The sequence below is a fragment of the Colwellia sp. MEBiC06753 genome, assembly GCF_053470325.1.
The window spans coordinates 1-18,035 of sequence record NZ_JBQMTM010000012.1; the positions used below are offsets into that span (position 1 = coordinate 1).

At 40.9% G+C, this 18,035-nt stretch carries 17 protein-coding genes; 10 read left to right on the plus strand and 7 right to left on the minus strand.

The window, feature by feature from the left end:
* Positions 1–244 precede the first annotated feature (244 nt).
* Entirely contained in the window at positions 245–1,327 is a 1,083-nt protein-coding gene (gene fbaA / locus ACOB82_RS10465) for a class II fructose-bisphosphate aldolase (RefSeq protein ID WP_448212937.1), read from the minus strand.
* Between the two features lie 195 nt (positions 1,328–1,522).
* Between fbaA and ACOB82_RS10470 the strand changes: the two genes are divergently transcribed.
* Entirely contained in the window at positions 1,523–2,638 is a 1,116-nt protein-coding gene (locus ACOB82_RS10470) for an acyltransferase family protein (protein WP_448212938.1), read from the plus strand.
* 100 nt (positions 2,639–2,738) lie between these two features.
* Here ACOB82_RS10470 and ACOB82_RS10475 read toward each other — a convergent pair whose 3' ends face one another.
* Positions 2,739–3,167: a hypothetical protein gene (locus ACOB82_RS10475; RefSeq protein WP_448212939.1), complete on the minus strand. Its 429-nt coding sequence runs from the start codon at positions 3,165–3,167 to the stop codon at positions 2,739–2,741.
* Positions 3,168–3,591: 424 nt separating this feature from the next.
* On the opposite strand from ACOB82_RS10475, the gene ACOB82_RS10480 reads away from it, so the two are divergent.
* Positions 3,592–4,356, plus strand: coding sequence for a substrate-binding periplasmic protein (locus tag ACOB82_RS10480; RefSeq protein ID WP_448212940.1), 765 nt, complete (start codon positions 3,592–3,594; stop codon positions 4,354–4,356).
* A gap of 206 nt (positions 4,357–4,562) precedes the next feature.
* On the opposite strand, the gene eda is transcribed toward ACOB82_RS10480, so the two are convergent.
* The 5 genes from eda to ACOB82_RS10505 are packed head-to-tail and all read right to left on the minus strand — an operon-like array spanning position 4,563 to position 10,198.
* On the minus strand, positions 4,563–5,177 hold the full coding sequence (gene eda, locus ACOB82_RS10485; protein ID WP_448212941.1) for a bifunctional 4-hydroxy-2-oxoglutarate aldolase/2-dehydro-3-deoxy-phosphogluconate aldolase: 615 nt from the start codon (positions 5,175–5,177) through the stop codon (positions 4,563–4,565).
* Between the two features lie 23 nt (positions 5,178–5,200).
* Entirely contained in the window at positions 5,201–6,262 is a 1,062-nt protein-coding gene (locus ACOB82_RS10490; RefSeq protein ID WP_448212942.1) for a pectinesterase family protein, read from the minus strand.
* A gap of 5 nt (positions 6,263–6,267) precedes the next feature.
* Positions 6,268–7,248, minus strand: a complete 981-nt coding sequence (locus ACOB82_RS10495) for a sugar kinase (protein WP_448212943.1) — start codon at positions 7,246–7,248, stop codon at positions 6,268–6,270.
* Positions 7,248–8,738, minus strand: a complete 1,491-nt coding sequence (locus tag ACOB82_RS10500) for a UxaA family hydrolase (RefSeq protein WP_448212944.1) — start codon at positions 8,736–8,738, stop codon at positions 7,248–7,250. The genes ACOB82_RS10495 and ACOB82_RS10500 overlap by 1 nt, the downstream gene beginning before the upstream one ends.
* The gene (locus tag ACOB82_RS10505) at positions 8,738–10,198 is read right to left on the minus strand and encodes a tagaturonate reductase (RefSeq protein ID WP_448212945.1); all 1,461 of its coding nucleotides are present in this window, start codon (positions 10,196–10,198) and stop codon (positions 8,738–8,740) included. The genes ACOB82_RS10500 and ACOB82_RS10505 overlap by 1 nt, the downstream gene beginning before the upstream one ends.
* Before the next feature lie 283 nt (positions 10,199–10,481).
* Here ACOB82_RS10505 and ACOB82_RS10510 point away from each other — a divergent pair, with 283 nt between their 5' ends.
* From ACOB82_RS10510 to ACOB82_RS10545, 8 genes are all read left to right on the plus strand, one after another.
* A complete protein-coding gene (locus tag ACOB82_RS10510) occupies positions 10,482–11,240 on the plus strand; it encodes an SDR family oxidoreductase (protein ID WP_448213039.1) in 759 nt (252 codons plus the stop codon).
* Between the two features lie 25 nt (positions 11,241–11,265).
* The gene (gene kduI, locus ACOB82_RS10515; protein ID WP_448212946.1) at positions 11,266–12,111 is read left to right on the plus strand and encodes a 5-dehydro-4-deoxy-D-glucuronate isomerase; all 846 of its coding nucleotides are present in this window, start codon (positions 11,266–11,268) and stop codon (positions 12,109–12,111) included.
* 75 nt (positions 12,112–12,186) lie between these two features.
* Entirely contained in the window at positions 12,187–13,155 is a 969-nt protein-coding gene (locus ACOB82_RS10520) for a TRAP transporter substrate-binding protein (protein ID WP_448212947.1), read from the plus strand.
* A gap of 9 nt (positions 13,156–13,164) precedes the next feature.
* On the plus strand, positions 13,165–13,671 hold the full coding sequence (locus tag ACOB82_RS10525; protein WP_448212948.1) for a TRAP transporter small permease: 507 nt from the start codon (positions 13,165–13,167) through the stop codon (positions 13,669–13,671).
* Positions 13,671–14,969 (plus strand): TRAP transporter large permease, encoded by a 1,299-nt coding sequence (locus ACOB82_RS10530; RefSeq protein ID WP_448212949.1) that lies wholly within the window; start codon positions 13,671–13,673, stop codon positions 14,967–14,969. The genes ACOB82_RS10525 and ACOB82_RS10530 overlap by 1 nt, the downstream gene beginning before the upstream one ends.
* A 57-nt stretch (positions 14,970–15,026) precedes the next feature.
* On the plus strand, positions 15,027–16,058 hold the full coding sequence (locus ACOB82_RS10535) for a LacI family DNA-binding transcriptional regulator (RefSeq protein WP_448212950.1): 1,032 nt from the start codon (positions 15,027–15,029) through the stop codon (positions 16,056–16,058).
* Between the two features lie 137 nt (positions 16,059–16,195).
* Entirely contained in the window at positions 16,196–16,972 is a 777-nt protein-coding gene (locus tag ACOB82_RS10540) for a rhamnogalacturonan acetylesterase (protein WP_448212951.1), read from the plus strand.
* Between the two features lie 52 nt (positions 16,973–17,024).
* Complete coding sequence (locus ACOB82_RS10545) at positions 17,025–18,020, plus strand: family 43 glycosylhydrolase (protein ID WP_448212952.1); 996 nt, start codon at positions 17,025–17,027, stop codon at positions 18,018–18,020.
* Positions 18,021–18,035: the final 15 nt, after the last annotated feature.

The following is an 18,035-nucleotide window of genomic DNA, read 5'->3' on the forward strand; positions in this document are numbered from 1 at the left end:
GTTAGCGAGTATGCTTCTTCGATTAACGGTAAAGGCAATAAATCAGCAAGTGTTTCAACTTGGTTAGGCTTCCAATGATTAATGACATCTAGGGCTTGAGAAACGAGCATAAAAAATCCGATAAACATTGTTTATCGGATTTTTACATACTCAGAAGATCGTTCAATTGATCTGTAAATAAATGCCTAACTGATCGGTATTAGGTCAATGACCGGCTTTTTTTATACACACAAATTAGCTGTAATTAAGCAAAACGATTTAAGCAGTTAAGTTCACTAAAACACTGCTCTAAACGTTTAGTCATAGATTGTTCGGCATGACGCAACCATACGCGCGGGTCGTAATATTTTTTGTTAGGCTTATCGTCACCGTCAGGATTACCAATTTGGCCTTGCAAGTAACCTTGGTTTTCTTGGTAATAGTCTTTTACGCCCTGCCATGTCGCCCATTGGGTATCAGTATCAATATTCATTTTAATTACGCCGTAGCCAATAGATTCGGTAATTTCTTCTGGTGAAGATCCAGAGCCGCCATGAAACACAAAGTTAAGTGGATTTGCAGCTAAAGCAAACTTCTCTGCAACATACGTTTGCGAATCGCGTAAAATTTTCGGCGTAAGTTTGACATTGCCAGGCTTATATACGCCATGGACATTGCCAAAGGATGCTGCAATGGTGAAGTTTGGACTGACAGCACTCAGCTTTTCATAAGCATAAGCAACATCTTCCGGTTGGGTATAAAGTGACGAGCTATCTAAATGGCTGTTATCCACCCCATCTTCCTCGCCGCCAGTACAGCCTAATTCAATTTCCAACGTCATATCTAGCGCAGCCATCTGCGCTAGATACTCGGCACAGGTCGAGATATTTTCTTCTAATGATTCTTCAGATAAATCAATCATATGCGAGCTAAATAGCGGTTTACCTGTTTGTGAATACTGAGCTTTACTTGCGGCAAGTAAACCATCAATCCAAGGCAATAACTTTCTGGCAGCATGGTCAGTATGTAATATAACTGGCACACCATAAATTTTAGCCACTTGATGCACATAATGAGCAGCCGCAACTCCGCCAGCAACAGCAGCATCATTGCCGGAAAGACCAGCGTCTTTTCCTAAGAAAAACGAAGCACCGCCATGTGACAGTTGAATGATAATCGGTGAATTTACCGACTTTGCCGCCGCCAATGCAGCATTAATAGAATGGCTGCCAACTACGTTAACAGCAGGATAGGCGAAGCCATGCTTTCGTGCATAATCCAACAAGGTTGTAACATCTTTCCCTGTCGCGACACCGGCTTCAACTAATTGAGATAAAGGTTGGTTCACAGTTCGACTCACTTATCAAATTAACAATAAATTTATTGTACTACATATAGTTAGCTACGGGGCGTAACATGGCAAAAAGTTATGATTTTTTATTGGTTTTTATTTAAGGTATTAATGCGTAGATTGTGACTAGAGTTAACGGTTTACCTAAAATTTCACTATAGTAATGACAAGAACCGCTAGCCCGTGATCACCATGTTAGACTCCTCAGTCTCAGACACGCCAGTCAAAAAGCCAGCCAACTCCACTGTTGCTAGCAACCAATTTCATCGACCTTTGCACTTATACCGCGCTTTAGCTATTACCTTAATTGTTGCTGCTCATAGCTGGTCATTACCGATCTTCTTTTATAGTCCTGACTTTAGCCTTGATCCACAGTTAAAGCTATTATCGGCATTTACTGAAACCCTATTTCACGATGGTACAATTATTTTTGCCTTAATATCAGGCTTATTGTTTTCATTGGTACTTGAACAAAAAGGTTGGCAACGCTTTTTTATCAATAAAATGAAATATGTATTGTCGCCCTATATTGTTATTAGTTTCGTTTACGGCTTAATACAGTGGAAACTGATGTTTGTAGGCTTTTATGACATTACACCGAACAACTTTGCGGGCTATTTATCAGCAACCCTTAATAATATTCCTCAAGGGCTGGCTGGCTTTCACCTGTGGTACATTCCAGTGTTACTGATTATTTTCATAGCAACACCATTACTGTCTTTACTCATTAGTCGACGCTCGATATTGATAGCATTAATTTTACTAGCACCACTGGTTTGTTCGCGCGTATGGCCAATGTTTAGTTGGAGCACAGTGGTTTATTTTTTAGGCCCTTATACATTAGGCATGTTAATAGGCGGAAACCTTCATCAATCATTGGCACATATCAGACGCTACCGCAGTTTGCTGTTTGTCATCTTTATCATAACCAGCGCGTTTTTGATTTTTCTCTACCAAATAGAGATAAAAGTGCTTGGTGAGGTTTCTCTATTAGAGTCTGGCTTTTATCTACAAAAATTAGCGTTAGCCTTGTTATTGCTTGATGGCGTTTATTTGCTGGAGCATAAAATACCGCAATGGGTAGATAGCATAGGTAATTACTCATTCGCTATTTACTTTATTCACCCTGCATTATTGCTGTATTTGGTTGGTATTTTGAAAGAACAGCAGCTGTTAACTAATAACCCATGGCTCGTTATTATTTTAGGTACTTTGTTTTTAGGTTGTGGCCTGTTCGGCACATTAGTTATTAGCAAGCTCATTAAAAAGCTCTGTGGCAAATATACGCGCTACTTAATTGGCGCATAAATAATAAAACGCTCAAAGACAAAAAAGCCAGAGTATTAAACTCTGGCTTTTCTTTTAGCTGAACTTTTCTTTTAGAAAGTACGCTTAACTTTTACTTAAATTAAGATTTAGCAACAGCTTTAACAAAGCTAGCAACTGGTTGACCGTTGCACGTTAATGAAGAAGCTTTGTGACCAATAGTTTCTAGACCTTCTTTTACCGCTTTAAGGCATAGTTGGCTTTCTTCTGACTGGTTGCCTGCAATAACAACAACTTCTTTTGGTGTTGCTTGCACAACTGGGATCATTTCAAATGATTGAGCAAAAGATTTTATGCTCTCGCCGTTACATTGCATGTTTGCAGCAGCATATGTATTTTTACCCAATTTTTTAGCTTCAGCTATTGCCGCGTCATAACCATTTTGAGCAGCAAAAATACATAAATTAGTTTCTAGTGATGCATTGTGGGCAACAAATTGAATATTTGAAGATGCAGCGTTTGATGCTGTAGCAGCTAAAACTAAAGGTAAAACACAAGCGAACTTTTTCATGACAACCTCGATATGAAAATCTGTAGATAGACTTATAAAAACCGGCGGCATTATACGAATGAAAACCATGATGTAAAGCTAGAAGCGTTCAAAAAACACACAACACAAAGTGTATTTTCGTATTTTTTTGTTTACGACCTATAACCCGAATTAAATACATAAATAACACTATCAATCAGTTACCAAGCCAAGCATTTATTAATATTCAAAATAAAAATCAGATTTTAAAAGTTATACAGCAAAGCAAAATTATTGTGATTAAGGCTCAAAGCGCTAAAAAACTGAATTTAAATCAAATATCGGTTATTAGGCTATTGATTAACCAAATAGTAATGTTAATGTTTAGTAAACAATCGGTTTAACAAGTGAAAATTTTTTTCAGCTTTTATTTATCGATATTTACATGAGAAATCACAGCCGTTAAATGAAGTACCTTCTAATATTAATCGTTTTCCTTTTCAGCATTAATGCCATACAGGCAAAAAGCCTAGAAGTGATTGCCAGTCACTTTCCTTTTATTGCTGAACAAACTGAAAATGGTGAATTTGCAGGACTAGGCATAGAGTTAATCAACAAAATTGCCAACCAACTTAACATTGAACTTGAGATAAAAATTTACCCGCTCGCTCGGGCATTAAAAATGATGGAAAGTGGTCAAGCAGATATGTTCATTGGCCCTTATAAATCAGCGGATCGTGAAAAGTACATGCTGTACAGTCAAGATCCGTTTTATCAAGACACAATAGTATTCTACAAAAAGTTAGGTGCTAACGTTGTTTGGCAAGGACAAGCTTCACAATTAACCGGTAAACGCATTGGTGTGATCCGCGGCTGGAGCTATGGCCCGTTGCTTAACAATAATACGCAGTTAGATATCACTAAAGCCCACAATGTTGAAGCCTGCTTTAAAATGTTAATTAAAGATAGAATCGACTTGTGTGCAACTCACCCTAGAGCTGCTTTTAACACGATTAAACAACTTGCAATAAAAGATAAAGTTGCGCCATTAGAGCCTCCGATTATCGTTAACTTAGGCTATTTTGCTTTTGCCATAGGTAAACAATCAGCAGAGTTTAAAAATACTTTTAATCAAGTCTTACATAAGCTTATCGTAAACGGTGAATTGCAAGCGTTAAATAATAAGTACCAATTGGATGGCATTGATTACCAAGCGATAGCTCATAAGTAAACTTATCTAGTAATCTTATCTGGCAATCGATGAGCACATACTGTTATTCGAAACAGGTTTGAATCGATGCTTTTAAATTGATGCCTTTTATATTGATACAATGCGCTTAGCAAAACGCCCGACAATTAGTCAGGCGTTTTAGTCATTAGTCTTTAGTCTTTAGTCTTTAGTCTTTAGTCTTTATAAATTTATCTTTAATAATATCGCTAACTCGCGTCTCGACAAGCTTGCGATATTTTCTGCCAGTCTTGAGCATTTACCCACTCTGGTTTTACCATCCAAGTGCCGCCTACGGCAAAGCAGTTAGCCAATGCTAAGTATTCTGTTTTATTTTCTTGGTTAATGCCGCCTGTTGGGCAAAAGCAAACATTTGGAAAAACTGATGCAACTGCTTTAATAAATTGGTGACCACCGGATAAGCTAGCTGGAAATAACTTTAATTCACTAAAACCATGTTCAATGGCTAATAAAATATCGCCAGTATTAGAGACACCTGGAAGTACAGGCACATTCACCTGAGAAAGTTCAGCAATTAATTTTGCTGAAATAGCGGGTGTCACAATAAAATCAGCACCAGCTTCCAGTACTCGATCTAATATTGCTTTACTGGTCACTGTACCCGCTCCAACTTTCATTTCTGGGAAAGCTTGCTTGATTGCAACTAACGCATCAAGTGAAGCGTCTGTGCGCAGCACTACTTCGACTAATTCAATGCCGCCGTCTTTCATCGCTTTGGCAATAGCGATGCCATCATCAACCGAATCAGCTTGAATAATTGGCAACAAACGTTGTTGCCCCATAAGTTGTTTAAACGAGTTCATTTACAGGTTTCCACTGAAAAATATTAATAATTAAAAGGTTGTATGGTTTGATATAAACCGGCTGCGTCCAACTGTTGCTGCAAGTTTTTTAATGTTTCACTTGGCTGCCATTGGCCGTCAAACACCCAAGATGCTAACGATGACTGCTCGCTAGCTAACGCATCATTAAGCCTAAAATTATCATTAAGCCAAGTTAGGTTATTTGGAAATTCATTACCTTGGAAAAAGTAACGGCTGCCATATAAGTTTGCCCGTTCGCGTTCTGGCGTTTGTGGGTAACGTTTACGAAAGATCGGTTTATCAGCCATGCGCTCACTAAAACGAGAATTGAGTAAATAGAATTGAGCATCATAGTGATGTCTACCTAACCAAAAGCCGTCGATGCCATCAAAACTACTGCGATTTACCACAAATTTATAATCGGCATTTAGTTCGCCGTCATGCCACAGCGTTGCCGATTGCTTTTTATTAAAAAAAATTGAGTCTTCAATAAGCGCACTACCGCGCGGACAAACCATATCGACATAACCTTCAACGTAGCAATGTGAATGATAATAACGACCATGTTTATTCCATAAACTTAAGGTATCTGCACCATCGGCAATAAGTTTGCAATTGTGGGTAATAATGCGATCACTTTGCTCAAAACCTCGTACCGCAAACTGATGTTCATCGGTATTATGGTTTCGCCCATAATCATTGATTACGGTTAAATTGATCAGGCTGATATCTCGCGCATTAATATTAACCACAGCTGCGCCCCAATCGTTAGGATGACTTCCTCGCCAAGTGCTGCGTAAAATACTGCTGCGCACTATGGTATTTTCCGCCGACTGTCCAACAATGGCTAAATTGTTACGGGTAATAAATAACTTTTCTGGGTAGGTCCCCGCCTCAACCAAAATAATCGCTTGATTGAAGCGACTACTAGCATCTATTGCCGCTTGTATCGTTTGATAACGTTGATTTTTACCGACTTTTAAAATGGCGGAGTTTAATTGCTCAGCACTAGCCTGTTGAATTGGCAAAAACAGTGGTATTAACACTAAAAAAGCGGCGGTAATAGGTTTTATCATTCTTATCATAACGATTACTCAATCAGCTCAAGATTTATCGGCACTATCGCGCCTTGCTGTTGAATGACTTGACCAGCAAGCTGATTGCCCCAACGACCACATATTTCAGGCGATAGCTGTTTTAACCAGCCAGCTAAAAATCCGGCATTAAATGAGTCACCAGCAGCCGTGGTATCTTTAATCTCATTAACTTTAGAAGTGGTGATATGCTGATTAATCTCGCCAGCAATATAAAAACAGCCATTAGCACCATCTTTAATCACTAACTCTGGTGGGGTAAATTCACTTAGGCGCATTGCGCAATCAGCTACGGATTGATCTCCCCAAACCGCTTGTTCATCGTCAAAAGTCAACAAGAGTAAATCAGCTAGTTGATACATTTCACGATAACAACTTTTAGTCTGCTCAACTGACTGCCACAAACGAGGACGGTAATTGCTATCAAAAACAATTTTAACTCCTTGCGCCTTGAGCTTTTTAAGAGCGTTAATTAATAAAGTTTTATCTTCATCCGGTAGTATCGCGATGCTAATACCAGATAAATAACAGGCTTGATAGTGACCAATGGCTGACAATACTTGCTCAATACCCGAGTGCTGCATTAAATATTTGGCAGCAGAATCATTACGCCAATAATGAAAATCACGCTCGCCATGCTCGTCAGTTTGAATTAAGTACAAACCAACGTTTTTATTTGGGTTGGTCAGCACAAATTGGGTGTCAAGGTTATAGTCTTGCCATTTATCAATTATGGCCTGACTTAACGAGTCTTCGCCCATTACCGTAATGTAACTGACTTGCGCCGGAGAGTTTTTCTGTGCAGCAACTTGTTCGCCGCTTTCCTGTTCGCCGCTACATTTGGCGCTAAGCAATTGACGAAGGTAAATCGCGGTATTGATGGAATCACCACCAAAACTTTGGCGCATAATAGCAAACGGTTGTCCCGAAATTTCTACCATGCACTCGCCAATAATCGCAATGCCCTGCTCTGCCATTAAAGGGTTACTCCTTTTTTCCAAATGGCGACTTCTCGAATAGCATTGAGTTCATTTTTCACTTGCTGACCACTACAAGCTGCCGCTAACAGTTGAATGAACTCATTCAGCAAATCATCCATGCTGGTATCGTCAATTAGCTTGCCTGCATCAAAGTCAATCCAGTGCTTTTTCTTATTGGCGAGCTCTGAATTGGTAGCAATTTTTAAGGTAGGAACAAAACCACCGTATGGCGTACCGCGACCAGTAGTAAATAACACCATATGACAACCACAAGCAGCAAGCGCACTGGTGGCAATGGCATCATTACCCGGCGCATTGAGTAAATGTAAACCTGACTCGCTGATTATTTCGCCGTAGTTAAGTACTGCTTGAACCTGACTGCGCCCTGCTTTTTGCGTGCAACCTAATGACTTATCTTCAAGGGTAGTAATACCACCACGCTTATTACCCGGCGACGGGTTTTCATAAATTGGCTGATTATGATCTTTGTAATAGCGTTTAAAGCCATTGACCATATCAACTAAATTATGGAATGTGTTTTCGTCTTTACAGCGCGCCATTAATAAGGTTTCAGCACCGAACATTTCCGGCACTTCAGTCAGCACAGTAGTGCCACCTCGGGCAATTAAGTAATCGGAAAATTCACCCAATAGTGGATTAGCAGTAATGCCGGATAAGCCATCGCTACCGCCACACTCAAGGCCGAAGCGAATTTCAGACAATCTGCCTGGTACGCGTTTATCTTGACGCATGACATGGTAAAGCTGCTCTAGCATTTCAACACCAGCTTCAACTTCATCTTCCACTTGTTGAGTAATAAGGTATTTAATGCGATCAGGGCTAACATCTTGCACGCCGTCCATAAAGACACTGACTTGGTTATTTTCACAGCCAAGACCAACCACAAGCACACCACCAGCATTAGGGTGTTTCGCCATATTTTGCAGTAATACCCGCGTTGTTTCTAAGTCGTCACCAAGTTGTGAACAACCAAATTGGTGCGGGAAAACATGGACACCATCAATCTCAAGCTCAGGATTTGCCATTAAAAACTCTTTAACCATATGTGCTGCCATGCCGTTAACACAGCCTACGGTTGGGATAACCCAAAGCTCATTTCGAATCGCAACATTGCCATTTTCTCGGCGATAAATTTGTACTTCTGGCGAGTTATCAGTGGTGGCGTTATCTTCAAGTGAAACGGGCTGATAACGATAACTAAGTTCATCGCTTAAGTTGGTTTTTACTTGGTCAGTATGCACCCATTGGCCTTTAACAATAGCTTGAGTTGCATGGCCGATAGGCGCGCCATATTTAATCACATCAATGCCTTCGCTAATATCAGTAAGCGCTACTTTATGACCTTTCTCAACATCTGCTAGCACTGTTAATTCAATGCCATCAATATCAAGAATTTCACCTTTAGCTAATGGTGCCAAAGCAATAGCGACATTATCAGATGCATGTAAACGAATTGCTTTTTTCATTATTGAGCCTCAATTATTTTGGTCAGCACTGGGCGAACACCGTCGCTAATAAAGCCTTGTAACGTTTCGCTAACTTGCTGATGCAAACCATTAATTTGATTTAAATCTTGTTGCCAATGCCAATCAGCAGCCAAGATTTGAGCAACTAAATCGTCTAACGAAATTAGCTGTTGGTCATACTGTTGCCATAATTTTTTATACAAAGCTAACCATTGTTCGTTGTCCGATAACGCAATGTCATCATCACCTCGTTTACCGCGATAAAACAAAATTTGCCCAGCAATGGCGCTTGCCATTAGCGTCGGCACTTTTCCTTGATCTTCTACAAATTGCGTTAATTGCGGCAGAATGCGGGTATGAAATTTGGTCATACTATTAAGGGCAATAGAAATCAGCAAATGATGAATATAAGGGTTTTGAAAACGCTTAATGACATCATTAGCAAAACCTTCTAACTCGTCTTTAGGTAAGTCTAAGGTTGGAATAATTTCATTAAAAATCAATTTCTGCACATATTCGCCGAACAGCGGATCCGCCATTGCTTCACCTACCGCATCGATGCCGGCTAAATATGCCAGCGGCACCATGGCCGTATGCGCACCATTTAAAATAGCGACTTTGCGCTGTTTGTACGGGTAAATATCATCAACGACTAAAATATTAAGATCGCTGCCTTCTAGGTGCAGTACCTCTTTTAACTGAGCAGGCCCTTGAATAACAAACAAATGAAAATATTCGGCAGTCACCATAAAGTTATCTTGATAGCCGAGCTTTTCTTGTAACGCCTGATGCTCATCACGCGGGAAGCCAGTAACTATGCGATCAACAAGTGTCGAGCAAAAATGATTCGCCGATTCCAGCCAATCTACAAAGCCTTGTTCAAGCTGCCATAATTGGCAATACTGCAGGACAATTTCTTTTAACTTCTCACCGTTATAGTCGATTAATTCACACGGAATAATCATTAAACCAGCATCACTGCTACCACTAAAGTGTTGATAACGTTTAAATAGCCACTGAGTTAACTTCGCCGGAAACGCTTTTGCCGGAGCATCATCAAGTTTGTCGCTGTCGATATATTCAATACCCGCTTCGGTGGTGTTAGAAAAAATGACTTCAATCTTTTCATCTTCAGCTAATGCCATAAACTGATTAAATTGACGATAAACGGGGATCTCTTCATTAACGCAGTCAATTATTCGCGTGTGTTCAACGGCATTACCCTGCTCGTCAATGCCACGAATAATGGTGGTGTATAAGCCGTCTTGTTCGTTAAGCAATGGCAAAGTGTCATAATCAATCGGGCGAATCACTACTACACCAGCATCTAACTGATTATCTTTATTTAAATGATCGATTTGCCAATCAATAAATGCCCGTAAAAAATTTCCTTCACCAAACTGAATTATTTTATTTGGGTAACGTTGCGTTGAAAATTGTTGTCGATTTAATTGTTTCATGGTTTATCCCACTGTGACAAAAACAAAAAATAAGCGCTAGAAGCGTTATTTTCAAAAGCCTTAAATTGGCCTGCCAAATAATTTCACTATTTAAATTACTGCATTTTGCCACCGGTGGCAATTTTTTATTTGACATTTTGCTACCGGTAGCAAAAAATACAAAACCATAAGCGTTTAATAATTTAAATTTTCCTTTTTTAATTCACCGCATTAAGTTAAACCCTGTGAATTAAAGAGATAAATCGAGGTCACTATGAATATTACCGGTAGCATTAATAACACGATGGAATTATTTGATCTGTCCGGCAAAGTAGCCTTGGTAACGGGTGCCAGCCGTGGATTAGGTCAAAAAATAGCGCAAGGTTTAGCTAGCGCAGGTGCTGCAGTGATTTGCAGCAGTAGCCGAGCAAATGTTTGTGATCAAACCATTGAATTAATCACGACTGCTGGTGGTAAAGCCGAGCAAATAGCAGCAGACTTAAGTGAGCAATCATCGGTTATTGCCCTAGCCGAACAGGCACTAGCAGCACATAGCTGTATTGATATTTTAGTCAACGTTGGTGGCACCATTTTTAGAAGTCCTGCCGTTGATTACCCTTATGATCAATGGCAAAAAGTGATTCAAGTCAACCTTGACGCTAGCTTTTTATTAGCACAAAAATTAGCTCCGGCGATGTTTGAAAAAGGTCGTGGCAAAATTATCAATATCGCCTCTATGCTGTCATATACCGGTGGTATTACCGTTCCGGCCTATACAGCTAGTAAACACGCAGTAGCCGGCTTAACCAAAGCACTTGCTAACGAATGGGGCGCAAAAAATTTGCAAGTCAATGCCATTGCCCCTGGCTATTTCCGTACTGACAATACGCAAGCTTTACAAGATGATCCGGTGCGTAATAAAGAAATTGAAAGTCGTATTCCTGCTGCCCGTTGGGGAAATCCAGAAGACTTAGTAGGCGCTGCAATATTTTTATCATCAACTGCCAGTGATTATGTTAATGGTCACATCTTAGCTGTTGATGGCGGCTGGTTAGCAAGATAGTGGCTAATAAATAAAGGATATGACGATGACTGAAACCGTATTTGAAAACCGTTACGCCATAGGCCCAAATGAAGTTAAAGGCATGGATACTGATCAGCTGCGCCAAGCATTTCTGGCCGATAACATCATGCAAACCGATAAAGTCAGCTGGGTTTACACTCATTATGAGCGCTTTATGGTGGGCGGCGCCGTGCCAGTGACGAAAGCGTTACCCCTCGACATCATAGATTCACTTAAAGCTGACTATTTTTTATTTAATCGTGAACTCGGCATTATTAATGTAGGCGGCGATGGCGTCGTTATTGCCGATGGCACCCGATATGAAATGACCTATAAAGATACGCTGTATTTAGGTCGAGGCACTAAAAGTGTTAGTTTCGAAAGTAAGAATTTTAATGCGCCAGCTTATTTCTATTTGAACTCGGCACCAGCACATCATGCCTACCCAAGTAAAAAAATTCCGGTTGCCGATGCTAACGTTCTGCACATGGGCAGCTTAGAAACTGCGAACCATCGCGATATTAATCAAACCTTGATCAATACCGTTGTGCAAACATGTCAATTGCAAATGGGCATTACTTGTTTAAAACCCGGCAGTGTCTGGAATACCATGCCGGCGCATCAACATGATAGACGCAACGAAGTGTACTTTTATTTTGAAGTACCAGAATCACAAGCTGTATGTCATTTTATGGGGGAGCCTAGCCAAACCCGTCATATTTGGGTGCAAGATAAACAAGCAGTGATTTCGCCACCTTGGTCAATTCATTCAGGTTGCGGTACTCAAAATTATAGTTTTATTTGGGGCATGGCTGGTGAAAATTTAGATTATGACGATATGGATAAATACGCAGCTAACGAACTGAAATAATCGCTAAGCAAAAATAAAATTTAGCAACAACAATAACTAAAGCTAAAAACTATAAAATAACAACAGGTAAGTATTATGATTGCCCTGCGCTTAATTTTAATCGCATTACTGCTAACGCTATCTGCATGTAGCGAAGATAATAATAAAACCAGATTGACGCTGGCTCATACCCTAGATACTCGCCATGTTGTCCATATCGCGATGGAGCATATGGCTGAGCGCTTGGCCTTTTATTCCAATAACACTATGGAGCTAGTGATCTATCCTGGTGGTCAATTAGGCTCAGAGCGAGAGCTCGTCGAATTATTGCAAATCGGCAGTTTAGCAATGACCAAAGTTTCCGCCAGTTCATTAGAAGGCTTTGTTCCAGAAATTAAAGTGTTTAGTCTGCCCTACTTAATTCGCGATCGTGAACATTTTTGGAAAGTACTTAATAGCAACATTGGTCAATCTTTACTGGGAAAAGCGAAAGTTGCCCGCCTAAAGGGTATGGGCTATTACGACGCGGGTAGCCGTAGTTTTTATACCGTCAACGGTCCTATTCGAATTCCTGATGATTTGACCGGTAAAAAAATTCGCGTACTGAATAGCCCAACATCGGTAGCAACGGTGAATGCCCTTGGCGGCGCTGCAACACCAATTGCTTGGGGCGAATTATACGCTGCACTGCAACAAGGTGTGGTTGACGGCGCAGAAAATAACCCACCCAGTTATTATTTATCACGCCACTATGAAATTGCCCGCTATTACAGTTTAGATGAACACACCTTTGTCCCTGACATTATTTTAGCCAGCTTGCCGGTGTGGGAATCATTAACTCAGCAACAGCAGCAATGGCTTTCACAAGCAATGGCAGATTCAGTAGAGTTCCAAAAATCGCTGTGGCAAAAAGCCTCAGATGATGCGCTAGCCAAAGTGCAAGCAGAGGGCGTTGAAGTGATTTATCCAGATAAAGCGGCATTTCAACAAAAAGTACAAGCATTTCATGCCTCATTTGCTAATACGCCAGTAGGCGAGCAAATAACTAAAATAAAACAAATGTAGGTTTATCTTATGATGTCGTATCTCAATCACTTCTTAGAAAAACTGTTGATGGTGCTAATGACCACCATCGTTGTCGCAGTAAGCTGGCAGGTATTTTCACGTTTTGTATTGGCTGCTCCTAGCTCTGTTACCGAAGAGTTAGCGCGATTTTTACTGATTTGGATTGGCGTGCTCGGTGCCGCATATGCTTATCGCACTAAAGCACATTTAGGCTTAGATTTAGTGGTCAGTAAAATGGCTGCGGCTCCTAAACGCCTGACCTTAATTATCATTGAGCTGACGGTAATTTTGTTTTCGTTAAGTATTATGACTTATGGCGGTATTTCACTGGTTAGCCTTACGCTTGAGCTTAAACAAATATCACCGGCGTTAGGCTGGCAAATGGGTTTGGTCTATAGCGTGATCCCGCTTTCTGGGGTGCTAATTACTTTGTATGCCTTAGAAAACCTAATAACAATTGCTCGTCAGCCACTTAAAAACTTCGAACAGCAAGCGACCAACGAGGGAGAGCTGTAATGGATATTACCGCAGTAATTTTACTGGTCGTTTTTTTCATCCTACTGTTTATAAATGTACCAATTTCTATTTGTATTGCCTTAGCCACGTTATTTTCGATGTTAGTGCATGTCGATTTTACGCCGGCATCAACCACCATCGCTCAACAAATTGCTGGCGGCATCGACAGCTTTGCTTTGCTCGCTATTCCATTTTTTATTCTTTCTGGCCTGATCATGGGGCAAGGTGGCATTGCTAAACGCTTAATTGAATGTGCAATGGCACTAATTGGCGCCCTGCCCGGTGGTTTAGCTTTGGTCAATGTCATGTCTTGCATGCTGTTTGGCGCGATTTCCGGCTCTGCTGTTGCAGCAACCTCTGCCATTGGTAGTTTTATGGTGCCGGAAATGAAAAAACACGGCTACGATGAGAACTTCTCTGCCGCTGTTACCGCGTCAGCTGCCACTACAGGCATGTTAATTCCACCCTCTAATATTTTAATTATTTACGCCATTGCCAGTGGTGGTGTGTCAATCGCGGCCCTATTTATTGCCGGCTACCTGCCTGGTATTTTAGTTGGCTTAGCGTTAATGGCGGTGTGTATGGTTTATGCCGTTAAGAATAATTACCCAGTTGCGGCAAGACTGCCATTAGCCATCGCGATTAAAAAGGTCGTTGGTGCGCTACCCAGTTTATTGCTGATTTTTATTGTGATAGGCGGCATTATCGGCGGCATATTTACCGCAACTGAAGCAGGCGCTATTGCCGTGCTTTATGCACTGGCACTGGCGGTTGGCGTTTACCGCGAAATAAAAGTGAAGGATTTACCGCAAATACTATTAAAAGCGAGTGAAACAACAGCCATTGTTATGCTGATCATTGGCGCATCTTCGGCCATGTCTTGGCTACTATCTTATGCCCATATTCCGCAAACCATTAGCGATCTATTTTTAACGCTAAGTGATAATCCAATCATTATTTTATTGTTAATTAACCTTATTTTGATCGCTGTCGGGGCATTTATTGATATGACTCCTGCGGTGCTGATCTTTACGCCAATATTTTTACCTGTGGCAACAGAATTAGGTATGTCACCTATTCAGTTCGGTATTATGATGGTGCTTAACTTATCCATTGGCTTAGTTTCACCACCCGTTGGCAGTGTGTTATTTGTAAGTTGTGCGGTAGCAAAAACATCTATCCATAAAATTATTAAGCCTATGGTGCCATTATATTTGGTGATGTTCTTAGTGTTGATGTTGGTCACTTATGTTCCCGCCATCAGTGAGGCGTTACCTAGATGGTTTGAACTTATGTAGTCTAGTGCTAGAATTCGCTCGTTAAAATCCTGTTAATAAGAAACCGAGAAGGTAGCTATGGAACCCAAATTAAAATCAACCATTAATGATGTTGCTCGTATTGCCGGCGTATCTAAGCGCACGGTATCACGGGTATTAAATGGCTCTGGAGCTGTGGGTGAAGCGACGCGAGATAAAATTAATGCGGTTATTCAAGAGCTTAACTATCAGCCTGATAAACAAGCTCGCGGTCTAGCATCAAAGCGCTCTTACCTACTCGGTTTAATTTATGACAATCCGGATGCACTTTATATTGATCAAGTGCAACGTGGTGCCCTCGATATATGTACTAGCCTAGGGTTTGAGCTAGTCGTTCACCCTTGCCAGTGGAATAAAAATGATTTTATAGCTGACTGCTTAACGTTTATCAGCCGTTCACAAGTAGATGGCGTGCTAATTTTGCCGCCAGTATCAGAAAGCAAAGAGCTGGCTAAGGCACTGCGAGATAAAAACTTTCCTTATGTTCGCATAGCGTCGGCAGACCTTGATGATCCTAGCAATATCGTTATCTCAAACGATAGAAAAGCGATGGAAGAAATTGCAGAGCTCTTATGTCAATTAGGTCATCAAGATATTGCGATAATTTCTGGCCCACAGCAGTTTTGTTCATCGCGCGAACGTTTACAGGGTTTGCTTACCAGCCTTAACCAGCGCGGCGTAACAATTAGCGAACAACGAATTATTGAAGGTAAAAACAGTTACGACAGTGGCATTGATTGTGCAAAACAACTGTTAAGCACCACGCCATTACCCACCGCTATTTTTGCGAATAACGATGAAATGGCGGCAGGCGTCATTCGAGTTGCCAGTGATCTAGGCATAAAAATACCTGACGAAGTTTCTTTAGTTGGCTTTGATGACAATATTTTCGCCTCACGAATTATTCCGTCACTAACCACGATAAAACGACCGGTAGAAGAAATTGCCGCACTAGCCACCACGAAACTAATTGAATCATTTAACTCAGAGCACAAGCCACAAGAATTAGCGCGCGAAGTCACCCCATATTTGGTGGTACGCGAGTCAACTACGGCGGTAAAACCCAGCTAACAAGCCACTAAAACTCATAAAGTAACGGGCTAGGATTGACTCAACACAGTTTTGCTTTGGCGTGTGTAAATTGTTTAAAAATATAACAACGCAAATAACAACGTTAAAAAAGCACATAAAAAGAAGGACTGTATCAGATGTTAACCCGCTTTCCATTGCTAGCGCTTGGCGCTTTGCTATTCACTATTTTTGTTACGACCAAAGTTCATGCCCAGCAGACGTTATTTATGGCGGGTGATTCAACTATGGCGATTAAAGATCCCAAAGATTACCCAGAAACCGGCTGGGGCGTGCCTTTTGCCACGTTCTTTTCAGATAAGCTCAATGTGGTCAATCTAGCTAAAAATGGCCGCAGTACCAAAACGTTTATTAGTGAAGGTTTATGGAAACAAGTGTTAGATAACGCTAAACAAGGCGATTTCGTGATTATCCAATTTGGCCATAATGATGAGTCAGCGCAAAAAAAGGATCGTTACACCACGCCAGAGCAATATCAGGCTAATTTAAGTCAAATGATCAAACAAGCGCAGCAATTAGGCGCTAGTGTTATTTTAATGTCGCCAGTAACCCGCCGCTATTTTGATGAACAAGGCCAAATTAAACAAACCCACGTCTATTCGCCATTAGCAAGAAAAGTGGCTAAGCGAACTCAAGTCACATTTTTTGATATGGATGAAATCAGCCGCGCTTATTTTCAAGCACAGGGTGATAATTTATCACAACTACGCTTTATGCATATCAAGCCAGATACTCATCCAAACTACCCTTATGGCGTGCGCGATAATACCCACTTTAATCAGCTAGGTGCACGAGAAGTGGCGCAGCTGGTACTCAATGAATTAAAAGCAATTAACCACCCTATTTTACAATTTATTCGCACGCCTGATCCTAAACACCTAAAACTTAGCTACTAGCACAGCAACTACAAGGACATATAGCCAAATGAACACTAGTTTGAATAAATTCATGAAGCTTTTTATCACTGCGCTAGCGCTAAGTACAATCTGCCTCAATGTACTAGCAAATCCACTAATGCTAGGTAAAGGCTTGCGCACCGCCGATCCATCAGCCCATGTCTGGCCCGATGGCAAACTATACCTATACACCAGCCATGACCAAGAATGTCAGCGTGATTTTCATATGCAAGACTGGATGGCATTTTCCTCAAGTGATTTAACAAACTGGACCAATCATGGGGTAATTTTTAGTTTAAATAATTTAAGCTGGGCAGATAATTATGCTTGGGCGCCAGATGCTGCCTATAAAAATGGCAAATATTACCTAGTATTTCCGGCTGGTACCGGTGTCAAAGATAGAGTAAATCCTGAGAAATCGACTAAATGGATGGGCATTGGCATTGCCGAAAGTGACTCACCAAATGGCCCCTTTAAAGATATGATTGATAAGCCGTTATGGACAACGCCATATGCCAATGATCCTAGCATGTTTATCGATGATAACGATCAGGCTTATTTGTATTTTCATGGCAAGGGGCATGATTATTATGTGGCAAAGATGGCCGATGATATGCGCGCAATTGACGGCGATTTTATCAAAATGGACATGGGCGGTTATGAGCCCAAAATGGAAGGCCCTTGGGTATTTAAACGCGGCAAGTACTACTATTTCACCATGCCAGAAAATAACCGAATATTAACTTATTATATGGCAACCTCGCCAACTGGCCCTTGGCAATATAAAGGTGTGATTATGGAACAAGAACACCAAAGCAATAATCACCACTCTATCGTTAAATACCAAGGACAATGGTTTATATTTTATCATCGTTGGATAAAAGCAGAAGATTCAACTTGCGATAAACGCCAGCGCCACGTTGCCGCTGAATACCTGTACTTTAATGACGATGGTACTATTAAGCCTGTATCGCGAACAAAAAGTGGTATCAGCAACACCGCTCAAAGCCCACATAAAAGCAATCTAAAAAGCGACCTGTCAGAATAAGTGACTGGGCTGGCA

Excerpts from the sequence above, each read along its gene's own strand:
- ACOB82_RS10475 (WP_448212939.1), bottom strand. The coding sequence starts at position 3,167 with ATGAAAAAGTTCGCTTGTGTTTTACCTTTAGTTTTAGCTGCTACAGCA.
- ACOB82_RS10530 (WP_448212949.1), top strand. The coding sequence starts at position 13,671 with ATGGATATTACCGCAGTAATTTTACTGGTCGTTTTTTTCATCCTACTG.
- ACOB82_RS10490 (WP_448212942.1), bottom strand. The coding sequence starts at position 6,262 with ATGATAAGAATGATAAAACCTATTACCGCCGCTTTTTTAGTGTTAATA.
- ACOB82_RS10495 (WP_448212943.1), bottom strand. The coding sequence starts at position 7,248 with ATGGCAGAGCAGGGCATTGCGATTATTGGCGAGTGCATGGTAGAAATT.
- ACOB82_RS10510 (WP_448213039.1), top strand. The coding sequence starts at position 10,482 with ATGGAATTATTTGATCTGTCCGGCAAAGTAGCCTTGGTAACGGGTGCC.
- ACOB82_RS10500 (WP_448212944.1), bottom strand. The coding sequence starts at position 8,738 with ATGAAAAAAGCAATTCGTTTACATGCATCTGATAATGTCGCTATTGCT.
- ACOB82_RS10535 (WP_448212950.1), top strand. The coding sequence starts at position 15,027 with ATGGAACCCAAATTAAAATCAACCATTAATGATGTTGCTCGTATTGCC.
- ACOB82_RS10525 (WP_448212948.1), top strand. The coding sequence starts at position 13,165 with ATGATGTCGTATCTCAATCACTTCTTAGAAAAACTGTTGATGGTGCTA.
- ACOB82_RS10480 (WP_448212940.1), top strand. The coding sequence starts at position 3,592 with ATGAAGTACCTTCTAATATTAATCGTTTTCCTTTTCAGCATTAATGCC.
- eda (WP_448212941.1), bottom strand. The coding sequence starts at position 5,177 with ATGAACTCGTTTAAACAACTTATGGGGCAACAACGTTTGTTGCCAATT.
- ACOB82_RS10545 (WP_448212952.1), top strand. The coding sequence starts at position 17,025 with ATGAAGCTTTTTATCACTGCGCTAGCGCTAAGTACAATCTGCCTCAAT.
- ACOB82_RS10520 (WP_448212947.1), top strand. The coding sequence starts at position 12,187 with ATGATTGCCCTGCGCTTAATTTTAATCGCATTACTGCTAACGCTATCT.
- ACOB82_RS10470 (WP_448212938.1), top strand. The coding sequence starts at position 1,523 with ATGTTAGACTCCTCAGTCTCAGACACGCCAGTCAAAAAGCCAGCCAAC.
- ACOB82_RS10540 (WP_448212951.1), top strand. The coding sequence starts at position 16,196 with ATGTTAACCCGCTTTCCATTGCTAGCGCTTGGCGCTTTGCTATTCACT.
- kduI (WP_448212946.1), top strand. The coding sequence starts at position 11,266 with ATGACTGAAACCGTATTTGAAAACCGTTACGCCATAGGCCCAAATGAA.
- ACOB82_RS10505 (WP_448212945.1), bottom strand. The coding sequence starts at position 10,198 with ATGAAACAATTAAATCGACAACAATTTTCAACGCAACGTTACCCAAAT.